Annotated in this window: 11 protein-coding genes; 4 read left to right on the top strand and 7 right to left on the bottom strand. The window is 70.5% G+C overall.

Going from position 1 to position 17,308, the window contains the following annotated elements; all coding sequences use genetic code 11:
* Positions 1-24 precede the first annotated feature (24 nt).
* From K7C98_RS02705 to K7C98_RS02695, 3 genes are all read right to left on the bottom strand, one after another.
* The gene (locus K7C98_RS02705) at positions 25-1,428 is read right to left on the bottom strand and encodes a hypothetical protein (RefSeq protein WP_224189907.1); all 1,404 of its coding nucleotides are present in this window, start codon (positions 1,426-1,428) and stop codon (positions 25-27) included.
* 117 nt (positions 1,429-1,545) lie between these two features.
* Positions 1,546-3,294, bottom strand: coding sequence for a DUF4215 domain-containing protein (locus K7C98_RS02700; protein WP_224189906.1), 1,749 nt, complete (start codon positions 3,292-3,294; stop codon positions 1,546-1,548).
* A 355-nt stretch (positions 3,295-3,649) separates the two neighbouring features.
* A complete protein-coding gene (locus K7C98_RS02695; protein ID WP_224189905.1) occupies positions 3,650-4,237 on the bottom strand; it encodes a TetR/AcrR family transcriptional regulator in 588 nt (195 codons plus the stop codon).
* Positions 4,238-4,666: 429 nt separating this feature from the next.
* Here K7C98_RS02695 and K7C98_RS02690 point away from each other — a divergent pair, with 429 nt between their 5' ends.
* The 3 genes from K7C98_RS02690 (at position 4,667) to K7C98_RS02680 (ending at position 10,429) form a co-directional block, all read left to right on the top strand.
* Complete coding sequence (locus K7C98_RS02690; RefSeq protein ID WP_224189904.1) at positions 4,667-5,674, top strand: efflux RND transporter periplasmic adaptor subunit; 1,008 nt, start codon at positions 4,667-4,669, stop codon at positions 5,672-5,674.
* Positions 5,671-8,775 (top strand): efflux RND transporter permease subunit, encoded by a 3,105-nt coding sequence (locus K7C98_RS02685; protein ID WP_224189903.1) that lies wholly within the window; start codon positions 5,671-5,673, stop codon positions 8,773-8,775. Before K7C98_RS02690 ends, K7C98_RS02685 begins: the two co-directional genes overlap by 4 nt.
* A 73-nt stretch (positions 8,776-8,848) precedes the next feature.
* Complete coding sequence (locus tag K7C98_RS02680; RefSeq protein ID WP_224189902.1) at positions 8,849-10,429, top strand: TolC family protein; 1,581 nt, start codon at positions 8,849-8,851, stop codon at positions 10,427-10,429.
* 160 nt (positions 10,430-10,589) lie between these two features.
* Here K7C98_RS02680 and K7C98_RS02675 read toward each other — a convergent pair whose 3' ends face one another.
* The 4 genes from K7C98_RS02675 to K7C98_RS02660 all read right to left on the bottom strand — a co-directional run bounded on the left by K7C98_RS02675 (position 10,590) and on the right by K7C98_RS02660 (position 16,566).
* Complete coding sequence (locus K7C98_RS02675) at positions 10,590-11,396, bottom strand: SDR family NAD(P)-dependent oxidoreductase (RefSeq protein ID WP_224189901.1); 807 nt, start codon at positions 11,394-11,396, stop codon at positions 10,590-10,592.
* 83 nt (positions 11,397-11,479) lie between these two features.
* Positions 11,480-14,416, bottom strand: coding sequence for an AAA family ATPase (locus K7C98_RS02670; RefSeq protein ID WP_224189900.1), 2,937 nt, complete (start codon positions 14,414-14,416; stop codon positions 11,480-11,482).
* Positions 14,413-15,471, bottom strand: coding sequence for a hypothetical protein (locus K7C98_RS02665; RefSeq protein WP_224189899.1), 1,059 nt, complete (start codon positions 15,469-15,471; stop codon positions 14,413-14,415). Before K7C98_RS02665 ends, K7C98_RS02670 begins: the two co-directional genes overlap by 4 nt.
* 3 nt (positions 15,472-15,474) lie before the next feature.
* Entirely contained in the window at positions 15,475-16,566 is a 1,092-nt protein-coding gene (locus K7C98_RS02660) for a trypsin-like peptidase domain-containing protein (RefSeq protein WP_224189898.1), read from the bottom strand.
* A 206-nt stretch (positions 16,567-16,772) separates the two neighbouring features.
* On the opposite strand from K7C98_RS02660, the gene K7C98_RS02655 reads away from it, so the two are divergent.
* Positions 16,773-16,934 carry a hypothetical protein gene (locus tag K7C98_RS02655; RefSeq protein ID WP_224189897.1) on the top strand — a complete coding sequence of 54 codons (162 nt, stop codon included), beginning with the start codon at positions 16,773-16,775 and terminating at the stop codon, positions 16,932-16,934.
* Positions 16,935-17,308 lie beyond the last annotated feature (374 nt).

Below are 17,308 nucleotides of genomic sequence, written 5' to 3'. Positions count from 1 at the left end.
GGCGCGCCGGCGAGGTCGGGACGCTCAGCGCGGCGCGTTGCAGCTGACGTTGAACAGCGCGTTCCCCGTGAAGTCCGAGTACGTGTACGGGCGATTGAGCCCGTCGTACTCGCCGACCACCGACAGCGCGTCGACGTCGACCTTCATCACCAGCTCGGGCTCGATGGGGTTGTCGGCCTCGTCGGTCTCCGCGTAGTTGACCGCCCACATGAACCCCTCGGCGTCGAAGCTGACCCCCTTGATGAAATACTGCGTGTTGAACACCGGCCCGAGCGTCAGGTCCTCGATGTGCACCGAGTTGACGCCGTTGTTCGAAGACACCCACATCAGGTCGCCTGGCCCTTCGGCCAGGCCGGCGCCGCTGAAGAAGCCCGACACCAGGTCCCAGGTCTCGAGCTCCGGATCGAAGCGACCCACGCCGACCTGCCCGATCGCGTTCGACGACACCCACACGCGGCCGTTGTGGTCGACCGTGATCCCGTACGGCCCGACCTCCGGCGGCACGTCGAAGATCTTGTAGGCGAAGTTGTCGATGTACACCCGCGCCAGCTTGGCCGGCGTCAGGAACCCCAGCGGCGTGAAGAACAGGTCGCCGTGGAGGTTGACCGCCCCGCCGTAGGCGCCGAAGCTGTCGCCCGAGAACGTCGGGATCGTGATCTGCTTGTCGATGTTGCCGGTCTCGCCGTCGACCAGCGACACGATCACCCCGCCCGGCGCCCCGAGCCCCGGGAACAGCCCCGGCTTCTCGCTCATCACCGTCCACACCTTCTCGCCGGTGGTGTTGCACGACCCGGACTGGATCTGCCCCTGCGTCCACGCCACCGGCCGCTGGTTGCTGGTCGGGAAATCGATGTACCACGCGCGGCACTCCTCCATGTCCCACGGAAGCACGTCGTTCTTGCCGGTCGAGGTCTGGATCCCCGGCACCCCGTTGGTGTCCTTGCAATCGGCGATGTCGGCGTGGAACTTGACCAGCCCGCCGTGGCGGTTGGCCACCGCCACGTCGCCCTTCAGCGACACCGACGTGCGCGACGGATTACCCTTCCCGTCGGGCCGCGTCACGTAGCGCGCCTCCTCGACCAGCGTCTCCATGTTGATCTTCGAGACCGTGCCCTCCGCCGAGTTGGCGACCCACACATAATTGAACTCGCAGCCGCACGCGCCCTCGCCGTCGGGCGCGCCGACGTCGAGCTTCGGCCCCGTGTCGGTCCCCATGCTCGTGGTCGGCGTCGAGTCCGAGCCGGCCTCGGAGCCCTCGCTCGCGCTCCCGTCGCCCGTGGTCGGCACCTGCGTCGTCGCGGTGGTCCCCGTGGCCGGCGACACGGTGGTGACCTCGGTCGCGGTCCCCGAGGTTCCACCGGCATTGTCGCCGCAGGCGACCGACGCGAGACACAGACTGACGAGCGCCACGCGGGCTGAGACCGGCATTGGCGCACGGTACCATCGCCGCGCACACAGGTGGATCCACTCGCGTGTGCGCTACGTCCGCAGAGACGCCGGACGTCTACAGCCGCAGTCCGGCTCACGCCCGCGGAGGCGCGTGCATCACATCGGCTGCACGCCGCAGTCGTCGACCTCGCTCGGGACGCAGCCCTCGCAGTCCCAGCGGAAGTTGTCGAGCAGCGTGACCGAGGCGAGGTTCGCGTCGGCCATGTCGGCGAAGAAGAAGCCGATCGTGATCTCGGCGCCCGGCTGCACGCCGCCCTTGGCGGTGAACCAGTCGGAGCACGCGTGGCCCTCGAAGCCGGTGCCGTTCATCTGCGGCTCGTTGTACGTGTAGCCCTGCTGGATGAAGTAGCTGTCCAGCGCCGTGATCGTGATCGGCAGGCCCTGCGTCGGGTTGTTCGGGTTCGGGATGAAGGTGACGTTGCCGCTGTACGGATCGATCGGCGGGTTGGCGTTCGGGTCGTCCGGCGTCGGATCGACCTGGTACGCGATGAGCAGGTCGTTGTAGCCATCGCCGACCCAGTCGGGCCACTCGGACGAGCAGAACGCGAACTCGAACGTGTAGCCGAAGGTGCCGGCCGGGACCACGGTCTTGAACGTGAAGTAGATGCGGTCCTCGGGGTTGTTGTTGCCCTCGATCCACTGGGCCTGGATCGTGTCGGAGCAGTCGTTGTCGCCGGCCCCGTTGTCGCAGTTCATGAACGGCGTGCCGCCGGCCCCGTTGTTGCTGCCGTTCACCGCCTTGAACGGCGCCGGCAGGGCGTTGCCGTCGGCGTTGGGGGTGCCGTTGTTCCCCACCTGCGAGTTCGGCGCCTCGGTGACGATGCCGTTGACCGGCGGCGAGATGACGCCGCTCGACAGGATCAGCATCGACTCGCCCTCGCGCGGGCTGTACAGCCGCTTCATCGGCGTGTTCGGGTCGTTGTCGTGATCGACCATGTGCGTGCCGAAGCCGCGCGCGACCTGCCAGGTGTTGTTGGCGGCCTGCGGGTCGAACTCGAAGGCGGTCGTGATGATCGAGTTGTTCGGCTGCAGGTCGCAGATGCCGATCGCACGCAGGGCGTTCTTCTTGTCGGCCTTGTCGGTGAGGATCGCGTCGCCGCCGTCGCAGACCTCGTACGCGGCCGGCGCGTTGCAGCTGGCCGGGAAGAACGGGGTGCAGTCGTTGAGGCAGAAGTCGCCCGGCCCGCCGTTGGTCTGGTTGCCGTCGTCACACTGCTCGTCGCCCTCTTTCTTCCCGTTGCCGCAGACCGGCGGGGTGATGTTGCAGTCGTTCTCGCAGCCGTCGTCGGGCGTCTGGTTGCCGTCGTCGCACGCCTCGGGCGGCTCGGTCACCCCGTTGCCGCACTCGGCCGTCGGCGTCGCGGTCAAGCAGTCGGCGCTGCACTCGTCGCCGTCCATCGTGTTGTTGTCGTCGCAGACCTCGCCCGGGTCGACGGTCCCGTTGCCACACACCGGCGTGTTCACGCAGGACGGCTCGCAGCCGTCGCCCTCGACCTGATTGCCGTCGTCACACTGCTCGCCGCCCTCCACGACCCCGTTGCCGCACTCGGGGTTCGCCTCCGTGACGCCCTCGGTGGTCGTGTCCGGCTCGGTGGACGTGCCGTCGGTGGTGCCCTGGGTCTCACCCTGGCTCATGCCGGTGGTCGGCTGCTCGGTGGTGCCTTCGGAGTTGGAGATGCTCCCCTGCGTCGGGGAGGTCTCGTTGTCCGAGGTGGTGTCGCCCGAGGTCTGCGGCGCGCTGTTGCTGGCCGTCGCGCCCGCGGTGTCGCCGGCGTCGTCGCCGCAAGCGGCGAGGGTCGCGGCACAGAGGCCAGTCGTGAAGATGCGAGAGATGGAGTACTTCATGGGGTGTCCTGCGTCGCTCGAGGGAAAGCCCCCGCACGCGAGCTCGGCCACGATTTCTCATCTCGCACTCCCGATCAAGCGGACGCGATGGCCCCGGCGGCGCGGCACGAGCGAGGACGCGCCGGCCGCGACGACGTCGCCACGACGCGCACGGCGGACAGTCCCCACGATGGCCGTCGCGGAGCCGCCGCGCACGCGCCCGCGCGTCGCCATCGGCGGGCCAGGCCCCCACGGAGCGCACCCCCGGACGTCCACAGCCGCGCTCCGACCCGACGACCGGGCGCGGAAATTCCCCGGGGCGACAGCGAAGCGGGCTCGACCGCGGGGACCCCGAGCCCTGTCCCGAGAGACAGCTTCAGCCTCGCGGCTCGATGCCCCGCCAGAACATCTCGACGATGCGCTCGCGGTAGTCGGCCCCGAGCTCCGGGGCCGCGTCGCCGAGCGTGTGCCTCATGAAGTGAGGCACCTGCAGGCTCGAGCTGAACGCCATCGCCAGCGCGGGCGGTGAGGGGGCGACGATGCGGCCCGCTGCCGCCAATTGCGTGAACCACCCGACCAGGGCCAGATGCGGCCGCATGCCCGGCCAGGTCTCCTTGTCCCACTTGAGCACCTTGGCCGGGTGCGCGCCCGCGGCCGACAGCACGGCGAAGCACGGCATCTGCTCGATCATGAAGCTGTCGATCTTCGCCGCCAGCTCGCGCAGCTGCTCGAGCACCGGCCGCGCGTCGGGGCCTCGCTCGATCTCCGCCACCCACGGGGGGTTGTGCGGGAGCAACGAGCGCACCATCAATTCCTTCTTGGTGCGGAAGCGCTTGAACAGGGCCGCCTGCGACACCCCGAGCTCCTGCGCGATCAGATCCGTCGACACGCTCGGCCCGTGCTCGAGGAAGCACCGGCGCGCGGTGTCGAGGAGCTCCTCGTCGGTGAAGGAACGCGGTCGCATCGGGCGATTGGAAGGTGCCACTTATCGAGGAACACGCCATCCTTTGCAATCGCCGGTCACTCACGCTCGCGCCGGTCGCGCACACCTGTGCGTCCCCGCTCGCCTGCGGAGGCCCCGGACGTTCGGCCGACCCGCCGCCGAGCTCAGGGCAATCCCGCACATGCCTTATACTGTTATCTAGACTCCATTTTGCACCCAAATTCAAAGTAAGTGATTGCTCATTTATTTTCCTTGCGCAAGGCGACCCGCCGAGTTAGAACGTGCTCACTCACTAACTAACTCCCCGGAAAGGCGCGCGTTCGCGCCTGACCCAAGTCGCCTGACATTGTCATCACCTGTGGCGTCGCGGCCATCGGTCGATGCATTGCGTCGCGTGAATGGTACCCGCGCGCACCCGCTGCAATTCACACTCGAAGCGATCATAGCACCATGACCCACGTGCATCTCTCGCGCTTGCTCGTCACGGCGGCGCTGCTCATTCCAATCGCGTGCGACAGCGGAGGCGAGCCGAAGGTCGGGTTGCCGCCGGTGCGAGGGGCCGACGGCAGCGAGGCGCCCAGGGTGCCCGGGCCGCCGCCGCGGCCCGAGCAGGGTCCGGCGGTCAGCCAGGCGGGGGCCTCGGTGGCCGGCCGCTACGTCGCCACCGCCCTGCCCAAGCACAGCGCCGACCTCAGCCCGCGCATGAGCGGCACGATCACCGCGGTGATGGCCGAGGAGGGCGAGCGGGTCAAGAAGGGCCAGCAGCTGTTCCGCCTCGACGCCCGCGCCAGCCGCCTCGGCATCGCCCAGGCCGAGGCCGCCCTGGAGGGCGCCACGATCCAGCGGGACAACGCCCAGCGCGAGCTCGAACGCCAGCAGCGCCTGGCTCAGAGCGGCACCATCTCCGCCGCGGTGCTCGAGCGGGCCGAGGCCGCCTTCACCTCCGCCAGCAACGGCATCGAGCAGGCCGAGGTCATGCTGTCGATGGCCAGGCGCAACAGCGGCGACTCCACCGTCGCCTCGCCGATCGACGGCGTCGTCACCAAGAAGCTCAAGAGCGTCGGCGAGACCGTGACGATGATGCCGCCGACCGTCGTGATGATCGTGCAGGACCAGTCGGTCATCGAGCTGCGGGCGCGGATCCCCGAGAGCGCGCTCAAAACCATCCGCGAGGGCCAGACCATCACCGCCCACTTCAGCGCGCTCGAGCTGGCCCGCAGCGCCACCGTGGTGCGCATCCAGCCGACCGTCGACGCGACCACCCGCACGATCGAGATCGTCGCCGACGTCGCCAACGCCGACAACTTGCTGCGCCCCGGCATGTACGTCGAGGTCGAGCTGGCCCCGCCGGCCGCCGAGGCCGTCGTCGCCGACGCCGCCGCGCCCGCCCCCGCGAGCAAGGCCCCGGTCGCCCGCGCCAAGCGCAAGCAGCCCGCCGGGGCGGAGGACAAGCTGTGAAGATCGCCGAGGTTTCGATCAAACGGCCCGTGTTCGCGGCGATGCTGATCGCCGCGCTCATGGTGTTCGGCCTCTACGCGCTGCCGCGGATCGGGGTCGAGATGTTCCCCAGCGTCGAGTTCCCGGTGGTCACGACCACGGTCGTGTACCCCGGCGCCGACCCGGCGACCATGGAGTCCAAGGTCGCCGACCCGATCGAGGAGGCGCTGCAGTCGCTGAGCGGCGTCAAGCGCATGACCTCGCGCAACTACGAGGGCGTGACCGCCGTGATCCTCGAGTTCGAGCTCGAGGTCAACGTCGACCAGGCCGTGCAGGACGTCCGCGACAAGGTCGCCGCGATCGAGCGCGAGCTGCCGACCGGCATCGACCCGCCGACGATCCAGAAGCTCGACGTCGGCGCCACGCCGGTGCTCTCGGTCGCGCTCGCCGGCGACCTGCCGATCGGCGAGCTGACGCGGATCGCCAAGGACGAGGTCAAGCAGCGGATCCAGCAGATCCCCGGCGTCGGCATCGTCGACGTCATCGGCGGCCGCGAGCGCGAGATCAAGGTCCTCGTCAACCCCGCGCGCATGACCGGCTTCGGCCTCACCGTCGACGACGTCATCAACGCGGTCAAGGCCGGCAACCTCGAGCTGCCCGCCGGCTACATCAAGAGCGGCGGCAACGAGCTGACCATCAAGACCAAGGGCGAGATCAAGAGCGCCGAGGAGATCGGCGACATCGTCATCGTCGGGGTCGGCGGCGCCGCCATCCGCGTCAAGGACTGCGCCGACGTCGTCGACGACGTCGAGGACGCCCGCTCCGCCTCCTTCCTCGACGGCAACGCCGCGATCGGCCTGATCGTCCGCAAGCAGAGCGGCGCCAACGTCGTCGCCCTGGCCGAGCAGATCCGCGAGGAGCTCGACGAGATGGCGCCGCTGCTGGCGAAGCACGGCGTCCGGGCGGCGATCCCGACCGACAACTCGGTGTTCACCGAGCACGCGATCCACGACGTGCAGTTCGACCTCGCGCTCGGCGCGGCGCTGACCGTCCTGCTGATCTTGATCTTCCTCCACGACTTCCGCGCGACCTTCATCGCCGCGGTGGCGATCCCCACCAGCATCGTCGCGACCTTCGCGTTCATGGACTACCTGGGGTTCACCTTCAACAACATCTCGATGCTGGCGCTGTCGCTGTCGATCGGCATCCTCGTCGACGACGCGATCGTCGTCATCGAGAACATCTACCGCCACCTCGAGATGGGCAAGGGCCGCATGCGCGCCGCCCTCGACGCGACGTCGGAGATCGGCCTCGCCGTCATCGCCACCACCCTCTCGCTGGTCGCCGTGTTCGTGCCGGTCGCCTTCATGAAGGGCATCATCGGCCGCTTCTTCTATCAGTTCGGCATCACCGTCTCGGTCGCCGTCCTGCTGTCGATGCTCGTCTCCTTCACCCTCACGCCGATGCTGTCGTCGGTGCTGATGCGCCACGGCCACGAGCACGAGCCCGGCTGGTTCGCCCGCGCCTTCAACGCCGCCTTCGGCGTGTTCGAGCGCATCTACACCGCCGTGCTCGGCTGGGCCCTGCGCTGGCCGTGGACCACCGTGCTGCTGGCGGTCCTCTCGCTGGTCGGCTCGGTCGCCCTCGTCACCCGCGTGCCCGGCGAGTTCATGCCGAGCCAGGACCGCTCGCAGTTCGCCGTCCAGGTCGAGCTGCCGACCGGTACCGGGCTCGAGGCCACCATCGACACCGCCGAGGCCGTCGCCCTCGACCTGCGCGAGCACCTGCCCGGCGTCCTGCGCACCTTCACCACCATCGGCGGCGGCCAGCAGGCCCAGGTCAACAAGGCCGAGATCCAGGTCATCCTCAACGGCCGCCACGACCGCGGCTTCAGCCAGCGCGACGCCATGCAGTGGGTCCGCGACCGCATGGCCGGCATCGACGGCGTGCAGGTCACCGTCGCCGAGATCAGCCCGATCGGCGGCGACGGCGGCCGCAGCCAGCCGATCCAGTTCTCGATCCGCGGCAACGACCTCGCCGAGCTCACCGCCGCCGCCAACGCCCTGCGCGACGAGCTGGCCCAGACCGGCAAGTTCGTCGACCTCGACGTCACCTTCCGCGGCGGCAAGCCCGAGCTCGCCGTCCACGTCGACCGCAACAAGGCCGCCGACCTCGGCGTCCCGATCGCCTCCGTCGCCCGCACGATCCGCTCGCTCATGGCCGGCGACACCATCTCCGACCTCAAGGACGGCGCCGACATCTACGACGTGATCGTGCAGATGCCCGAGGCCCAGCGGGCCCAGATCGAGGCCCTCAGCAACCTCAAGGTCCGCGCCACCACCGGGCAGATGATCGACCTCGCCAGCGTGGTCCGCGTCGAGCGCGAGTCGGGCCCCAGCGAGATCGAGCGGCAGAACCGCCAGCGCCAGGTGCTGCTGCTGGCCAACCTGAACGGCGCCACCCTCGGCGAGGCCCAGCAGATCCTCGACGAGGCGGCCTCGCGGGTCGTCCCCGCCCACCTCACCACCGGCTACATCGGCAACGCCGAGATGATGAAGGAGTCGTTCGCGGCGATGCTGCTCGCGCTCGGCCTGGCGATCGTGCTCGTCTACATGATCCTCGCCGCCCAGTTCAACAGCTTCGTCCAGCCGGTCGTCATCATGATCTCGCTGCCGCTGTCGGTGATCGGCGCCTTCGGCGGCATCTACCTCGCCGGCATGACCCTCAACGTCTTCTCGTTCATCGGCCTCATCATGTTGATGGGCCTCGTGACCAAGACGGCGATCTTGCTGGTCGACTTCGCCAACGAGGAGCGCGCGCGCGGCCACGAGATCGTCCCGGCCCTCGTCAGCGCCGGCCGCGTCCGCCTGCGCCCGATCGTCATGACCGCCGCCGCCACCATCTTCGGCATGGTCCCCGTCGCGCTGGCCCTCGGCGAGGGCGGCGAGGCCCGCTCGCCCATGGCCGTCATCGTCATCGGCGGCATGATCACCTCCACCGTCCTCACCCTCGTCGTCGTGCCGGTCTCGTACCTCCTGTTCGACCGCATGGTGACCGCCCGCTCGACCCGCTGGATCGCCCGCAAGCTGTTCGGCGACGCGCCGGCCGAGTCGCTCGACTAGTCGCCCTCGAAACCTGTCCCTCAGGACATCCGGACGTCGTCCCCGCGACGACCGTCAGATCGAGCATTGCCGCATGATCGCCATCACCACCCTCCTCGCCGCCGTCCTCGCCGCCCCGCCGCCGCCCGCGAGCGCCGTGCCCGACCCGCGCGCCGCCGTGAGCGCGAGCGACGCCGAAGTCGTGGTCGACCTCGCCGAGCTCGACAAGATCTTGCGCGAGAGCCCGCTCGGCAAGGGCCTCGCCCCGGTGCCCGGCGGGCTCACCGTGAGCGCCGTCGCCGAGCGCACCGAGTCGGCCTCGCCGTCGCTGCAGATCAAGCAGGAGGCGATCGAGCGCGCCGCCGCCAAGGTCGACCAGGCGATCATCAGCTTCCTGCCGCAGATCGGCGTCAAGGCCGGCTACTCGCGCATGAGCAAGGCCGCGATCAACTTCGGCGGCGGCGCCGGGGTCGGCGCGCTCAACGGGCCGGCCGACGGCCAGGCCGCCGCGCCGATCGTCATCGGCGACTGCCCCGGCGGGGCCGGCCAGTGCGCCCTCGATCCGACGGGCGCCCCGCTCGTCATCACGCCGCCGTTCAAGCTCCAGATCCCCCTCAACTCCTACTCGCTCTCGGCCAACCTCTCGGTCCCGATCTCCGACTACATCCTCTCGCTCGCGCCCGCGCGCAAGGGCACGCTCGCCGCCCGCGACGCCGCGACGTACGCCCGCGACGCCGAGCGCGTCAAGGTGCAGACCGACGCGCGTCTCGCTTACTACAACTGGCTGCGCGGCGTCGCCTCGCTGCTCGTGATCGAGGACTCGCTGCAGCGGACCCAGTCGCGCCTCGTCGACGCCCAGCACCTGTTCGACGCCGGCTCGGCGACCCGCGCCGACGTGCTGCGCGTCGACGCTCTGGTGTCCTCGCAGCAGGCCGCGATCGCCGACGCGCAGGCGTTCCGCAGGGTCGCCGAGCGCAACCTCGCCGTCATGATGAACGAGCCGCTCCGCAGCTACGACATCGGCGAGGACATCCTGACCCCGCCGCCGAGCCTCGATCCGCTGCCCGACCTCGACGACCTGATCGCCGAGGCCCAAAACAACCGCCTCGAGATCCGCTCGCTCGAGCGGGCGGTCGACGGCATGCATCAGAACATCCGCGCCACCCGGGCCCAGTACTACCCGCGGCTCGACGCCTTCGCCGACGCGCTGTACGCCAACCCCAACCAGCGCTTCTTCCCGCTGTCCCCGGTGTGGCGCGGGTCGTGGTCGGTCGGCGTGCAATTGAGCTACACGATCAACCAGTCGCTGCGCACCAAGGCGCAGGTCCGCGAGCTCAAGACCAACAAGCGCGAGCTGGCGCTGCAGGCCGAACAGATGCGCCGCGGGATCGCCATGGAGGTCGCGCAGGCCTACCACGACCGCGAGCGCGCCCTCGCGGCCATCCAGCTGACCACCCGCAGCCTCGCCACCTACATCGAGGCGTACCGCGTCGCCAGCGAGAACTACAAGCAAGGCGCCGCGACTACCAACGAGATCATCGCCGCCGAGGGCGAACAGGTCCAGGCGGCCCTGCGCGCCGTGAATTCGCGCATCGACCTCCACGTCGCCACCACCCGCCTGCTCTACGCCACCGGCCGCCTCAACCCGAAGTCCGGCGGCGCCCGCTCGCCGTAGCGCGCGGGTTCCTGTCCGCTTCGTCGACACCATGTACGCCGTGCAGATGACCGTCGAGGGCGACCTGCCGCAGGAGACGGTCGACGCGATCGCCGGCGAGCTGCGCGACAGGTTGTCCGCGCTCGAGAACACGCCCCTCGAGCTGACGGCGCTGTGAGCGTCACTCGTTCAGCTTGTACTCGTCGCGCAGCAGCCACTCGAACGCCGACTCGGGGATCATCTTGCGCGCGCGCGGCACCCACACCGCGTCCTTGCCGAGCCGGTAGCGCAGGCGCGGCCGCTTCGCCGCGAGGATCTGCCACAGCAGTCGGGCGAACAGAATCGGGTCGGGCCCCGACTGCTCCGCGCGGGCCATGATCTCGATCGCCCGCTCGCGCGCCGTCGCGTACTCGGCGAGGCCGCCCGCGACGCGCTCGCGCCCCGCGGTCGCGCCGGTCTTGAAGTCGCCCGGCTCGATCAGCGACACCTCGATCCCGAACCGGCGCACCTCCTGCCGCAGGCCCTCGGAGAGCCCCTCGATCGCGAACTTGCTGGCCGAATACAATGCGTGGAACGGCAGGCCGATGAGCCCCGCGAGCGACGAGACGTTGACGATCCGCCCCTCTCCCTGCGCGCGCATGATCGGCAGCACCGCCCTCACCATCCGCGTCATGCCGAAGAAGTTGGTGTCGAACTGCGCCTTCGCCTCCTCGATCGCCGTCTCCTCGACCGCGCCCGCCAGCGTGTAGCCGGCGTTGTTGACGAGCGCGTCGATGCGGCCGGCGCGGCGCGTCACCTCGGCGACGCACGCCGCCACCGAGGCGTCGCTGCGCACGTCGAGCGGCAGCATCGTGAACCCCTCGCCCGTCGCGCCCTCGCGGCGGCTGGTGCCGAAGACCGTCAGCCCGCGCGACGCGAGCAGCCGCGCCCCCGCCGCGCCGAAGCCCGACGACGCGCCGGTGATGAGGACGACCGCTCCGCTGCGCATGCGCTGCCTCCCGAAGGTCCGCGGAGATTATCCACAAGGCGCGCGGCCGGCAACGCCGTCGAGCGCTGGCGCCTCGTGTCCCCTCAGCGCGGGCGCTCGAGCGCGGCGAGCAGGCTTGCGAGCTCGTGGCGGACCACTTGAGAGGGGGCTGCCGTGATGAGCCCGCGCAGCAACTCGTCGAGCATCTCTCGGTCGGTCACCCAGCGGAGCAGCTGGGCGACCAGCCGCGATCGATCGGCGGGCCTGGAGACGATGGCCTCGAGCTCGACGCTCAGCGCTTCACGGCAGATTGCACGCAGTTGATCGATGGTGAACGCGTAGACGACGAGCGTCGAGAGGCGCGCCGATTCGGACTCCATCATCGACCGCAACTGCGTCGGCCGATGCAGCGGAGCCTCGAGCTCGGCGTGTTGCAAGATGTCCACCGAGCGCTTGAACAGCTCGCTCGTCTTGCGTGCGACGGAGATCGCGCGCTCGCCGTAGATTCCTTCCCTGATCCGCTTGCGCGCGAACTGGCGCAGCTCATGGTCGTTCTTGTACCGCGCGGCCAGGTCGTCCTGTCCCACGTGGCTGAGCGAGTCGATGAACGCGACCAGCTCCTTGCGACCGATCGCATCGAAGGCGTCGTCGCCGAGCAGATCGACGGCGGCGGCGAGCCAGTCCGGGTTGCGCTCGCCGACCTCGGCCGCCAGCTCGCGCACGAGCGAGGGGCGGCCGGCGAGTTTATTCCACTGGATCTGCGACAGCAGGCGGTCGATCTGCTCCTGCTCGGTCTGCGCCTCATCCATGCGACGCTGGCGCCGCAGCACTCGCAATCGACGTACCTTCACTTGCAGGACCAATAGGGGATCGCTCGAGCCCTCGGACCACCGACTCGCCTTGTCGAGGTAGGCCAGCGCGTCGTCCGATCGGCTGCGCTCCGCCGCCCAGGCCATCAGCAGGAACAGCTCGACCGCGCGTTCGGGGTCGCCAGGGTGCAGGCGTGATTCGGCGTCGAGCAGGACCTCCGAGGCGCTCGTGACGAGACCGAGCTGCAGCAACGCCCGGGCCTCGAGCAGGTCGACGGGGCTCGCGGCGGTGCGCTCGGAGCGTTCGCGCAGGACCTTGAGCGCCTCCTGAGCCTGACCCGCGCCGAGGAGCCGCCGGGCCGTGCGCGCGGCCTGCTGCTCCCACGCCGCCAGCTCGACCTGCGCGCGCTCCTCCGGCGACACCGACACGCTGAGCTTGCCCGCCAACCACATCCTCGCCCCGGACGCCGGCGGCAGCTCCTCGAGCGCCCCGCGCAGCAGCGGCGCCGCCTCGGGATCCCACCTGTCCTCGAGGACATCTATTGAGTGCTCGAGCCGAAGGCGATGATAGATCTCCTCCGCCCGCGCCGTCGGTCCGGGCTTGTCGAACCAGTAGGCGACCGCGCGCGCGTCGATCTCTCGCGCCGTCGCGGTCAGCGGCGGCGGCAGCCCTGCGAGCATCGCCCGTCGCACGTCGCCGCGGTGCCGCAGCGACCCGTCGCCGTCGCGCTGCACCAGCGCCACTTCGCGTGCCAGACCGTCGAACAGCTCCTGCGCGCGCCGCTCCGAGATCGCCCCGAGCCCGCACGGAGTCGCGAGGACCTCGCGGACCACCTCGGGCGTGACGCGGCGGACGACCAGGCCCGGCACCGCCAGCCGCGCGACGTCGGGGTCGTGGATGTGCCCGAGCGTGCGCGCGTACAGCCGCGCCTGAAACGCCTCCGCGTGGATGTTGCCGAGCCACCCCTCGTCGGCCGCCACCCGCGCCGCCCCCTCGCGGGCGATCAGCGGCGCGGCCAGGCGCAGCGTCAGCGGGTTGCCGCCGAGGCGTGCCGCCAGGTCCGCGACGATCGCCGCCTCGACCGGGGCCACCGCCGGCTGGACCGCGAGCGTGCGCCCCAGCAGCTCGGCGGCGGCGGGCTGCGGCAGATCCGGCAGCGCCAGCACCGTGCACGATTCTGCAGCAGCCCCGCGCGGCGGCACGCGACCACACACCAGCACGCGCAGGTGCGGGTTGGCCCGCGTGAGCTCGGCGAGGAACCGCATCAACAGCGTCTCGACCTCCTCGCCGAGGAATTGTGCCTCTTCGAAGGTATCGATGATGAGCGACATCGCCGTGTTGCCGGTCAGCCGCGTGAACCACCGGATCGCGTCGTCCAGCAGGCCCTGGCGATCGATCGCCAGCTCGAACGCCTGGTCGTCGAGCGCGTTGCTGGCCCGCGTGATGCGGTCCGCCAGCCCCGCCGACAGCCGCTCGAGCGAGCGATCCTGTCGCACGAGTTGCCCCGCGATCAGGGTGAGGATGCTGAGCGGCTGCTCGGGCGAGCAGGCCGGGTGATCGAGGTCGATGTACGTGCGCAGCCGCCTGGCCTCGCCGCGTTCGGCCGGCCAATCGAGCAGCACTCGCGCGATCAGCGTCGACTTGCCCGAGCCGCCCGGCCCGCACAGGAACAGGATCGGCGGCCCCTCGCCGGTCCCGGCGAGGTGCGTCCCCAGCTGCTGCAGCTCGCCCTCGCGGCCGACGAAGAACTCGTCGGCCAGTCGGCGCAGCGCCACCTCCTCGGCGCGGCGCTCGATCTCCGCGCGCACCTCCTCCGCGCGCGGCACGTCGGCGACGATCCCCGCCAACCATTGACTCACCGGCAGCAGCGCCGCGAGCTCCTCGTGGTCGAGCTGCGAGAGGCGCAGCGGAGCCGCGTCGTCGGCCAGCAGCCGCTCGAACATCTGCTGCGCCGGGCTCTGCACCCGTTCCGGATTGGCCGCCAGCGCCGCGCGCATCGCCGCCCGCGAGCCGAGCCGCTGCAGCTCGCGCTGGCGCCCGCCCGTCGGCAGCGACCACTGCGCCGCGCCGGACCGCGACACCCGCACCAGCTCCGGCAGCAGCTCGAGGCCCGACGTCGTCGTCGCGCCCCCGTCGGCCGGCGCCAGGGTGACCGGGTCGAACGCCGCCAGCACCGCCGCCGCGCGGCGCAGCCCCGCCAGCCGTGCGTCCTTCGCCGCGTCCCCGCTCACGGCAGCAGCTCCTTGGCCACCAGGCCGGCCTCGCGGGAGATCGCCAACATGGCCTCATGGTCATATGGCCATTGTGTGTCCTTGACGATCCGCTGGACCAGCGCCGCCGTCTCGGCCTCGGTCTTCGGGCGCGAGCTGCGGGCCACGCACTCGCGGACGTACCCCTCGACGTCGGCGCGCGACAGCCCCTCGACCTGCTCGTGCAAGATCCGCCCGCGGGTCTGGCGGATCGTCCGCGCGTCGTAGCCGAGCAGGATCAGGAACAGCCCCGGCAGCGCCTGGGCCGCCGCGCGCTTGAGCAGGTGCGGGACCAGGAACCCCGTCACGCCCGCGCACGTCGTCGGCGCGCTCAGCCCGTCGAGGCCGAGCCAGACCGGCCGCGGCATGCTGCGCAGCGCCGGCTCGAGCCACAACGCGAACTTCAGCGCGACCTTCTCGGCGCGCGGGTTGTCGGCCAGCACCTGGCGGCGCAGGCCGTCGACGTCGAGGTCGAGCAGCGTGGCGATGCTCTCGCAGACCTCGTGCAGCCCCTCGTCGCCCGGCAGGTAGCCCTCGCTGAGGTCGAGGTAGGCCGCGCGCGCCTCCTGCTCCTGCGCCACCGCCTGGATCAGCTGCCACGAGAACGTCTTGCCCGACGCCGGGCTGCCGTGCAGCGACAGCGCGTGGTAGCCCGCGTGCTCGCGCGACGCCTCGACGAGGTACTGCCGCAGCGACGTGCGATCGATGAACGCCTCGGGCGGATCGGCGGACACCAGCAACGTCTCGTGGACCCGTCGACCCGGGTTCTTGACCCCCGGCAGCGGCTCGAGCAGGCGCGCGAACGCCTCGCGCAGCTCGGGGTTCGGCTGCACCTCGCCGATCGCCGCGGCCAGCTCGGCCAGACGGGCCTCGTACGCCACGACCAGGCGGAACGCGATCTCCGCCAGGTTGTTGCCGATCGCCACCTGCGCGAGCTGTTGATCGAAGTGCTCCTTGAGCGCGCGCTCGAGGATGAACACCGTGCAGTGGCGCTCGATGATCTCGCAGAACCGGCGGATCCGCATCCCTTCGTGCATGCGTCACTCCCACAGCCGCGCGAGCTGGCGGTCCGCGAGCTCGCCCGCGCGCGTCGTCAGGTCGGCGACGATGGCGGCGATCGGGATCGCCTGGTTGAAGCTCGGCGCCCACGCCGGGTCGCCGGCGTGGTGGAGGCCCACGCACTCGAGGTCGGCGTCGAACACCGGCGAGCCGGACGAGCCGGGCAGGGTGCTCGCATTGTAACGGGTGCGCAGCTCGGCCCACTCGCACGCCAGCGCCGCGCCGATCGACAGCTGCAGCGGTGATTGCGTCGCGCCCTCGGGCTGCGGGTGCTGCAGGATCAGCACCGGGTCGCGCGCCGCCACCGGGCGGGTCGGCGCGCGCAGCGTGAGCCATCCGCGGCGGATCTCGCCGTTCGTCGTGGCTACCGGTTGCTCGCCGACCGGCTCGGCCAGGCGGATCAGCGCATAGTCGAGCTCCGTCGCCTCCGGTCGCTCCGGCGGCGTCTGCAGGTCGCCCTCGCTCCACCGTCGCACCAGCGGCGCCGTCTCGGCGATCGCCACGCGACGGCCGGGGTCGACCGTCAGCTGGCCGTTCATCCGCTTGTAGTCGAACACGCAGAACACCCCGGGCGGCCGCGGCTCCGCCAGCAGCGGCAGCACCACGTGGCAATTGGTCATCACGATGTCGGGCGCGACCAGGACCCCGGTGCCGTTGTAGTCGCCGACGACCACGCGGCAGACCCACCCGCACAGCTCGCGGAAGCGGTCGAGGAATCGCCCGACGTCCTGGAACGAGCTGCGCTGATTGACGATACTCTCGAGGTTGCGCGCCGTCTCGCGGTCGAACGGGAGCGTCGCCTCGCCGCCGGCGATCGCCATGCGCCCGGCGAACTCCGTCAGCTTCGGGCCCTGGCGCTCGGCCACCGCCGCCGCCACGAAGTCGGCGATGAAGCCCTCGCGGTTGATCTTGTCGATCACGCGAAACAAGATCTCCTCGAAGTCCTGGCCCATCGCATAATTGTGCAGCTTGCGGTCGAGCCGCCCGAGCATCATCATCTGCAGCGACGTGGGGTCGTAGACCTCCTCCAGCGCGAGGCGGAGCAGGCGTTGGTCCGGACCGGAGAGCATCATGGGCGTGCATCCTGCAATGCGTGCAGGCTCGCCATGGTACCCCCGGGCGCGCGCCAGCGGCAAGCGCAGGCCGGCGGCCGCGATCCAGGCACGGCGTTCAGGCCCGCCGCCGCCCGGCACGAGCCCCGAAGCCCACCTGCGCCTGCGATCGGCGGGGCGGGTTGCGACCATATCGCGATGCCTGCGGTGTCACGCTCGCCCACCACGTGGACGCGGACGGACTCCTCGAGCACTTCCGCTTCGTCCACCAGAGCATGCGGGACCACGCGTGGGTGCACGGCGCGGGCGCCTCGAAGGCGTCGTGGACCCCGCTGGCGGGCGAGCTGCACCTGCGAGCCACCGCGGCGGTCACCAACCTGAACTCGTAGCGCGCGACGACTGAGGACCGGCTCTCATCTCGGGAGACTCGCGGCCCATGGACCCCAGCCCGACCGAGCGGCGCGTGCTGTTCGTCCGGATCGCCGGCGGGTGCGCGGCCGCGACGGCAAACCATAGCCGCACGAATGCAGCGAATGCTCGCGCGCGACTACTACGATGCGCCGGCGAGCTCCAGCCGGCGGCGGCCATCCTCCGGTGGTCCTCGCGGGGCGTTACCCTTTCTTCATGGAAGGGGCATCCGCGCCTGAACAAACGTCGCGCGATCGTCGAGTCGGTCGTCGCCTGGGGCACGCGTATCCCACAAGGGTGGCGAGTGTGCGGGCGTCGTGATCACTCGACGTTCCGAGGCCGACGAATTCGACCT

This window comes from Nannocystis pusilla, from assembly GCF_020073745.1.
Lineage (GTDB): Bacteria > Myxococcota_A > Polyangia > Nannocystales > Nannocystaceae > Nannocystis > Nannocystis radixulma.
The sequence above is the reverse complement of the archived record's forward strand: the minus strand, read 5'-3'. Positions and strand labels throughout refer to the sequence as shown.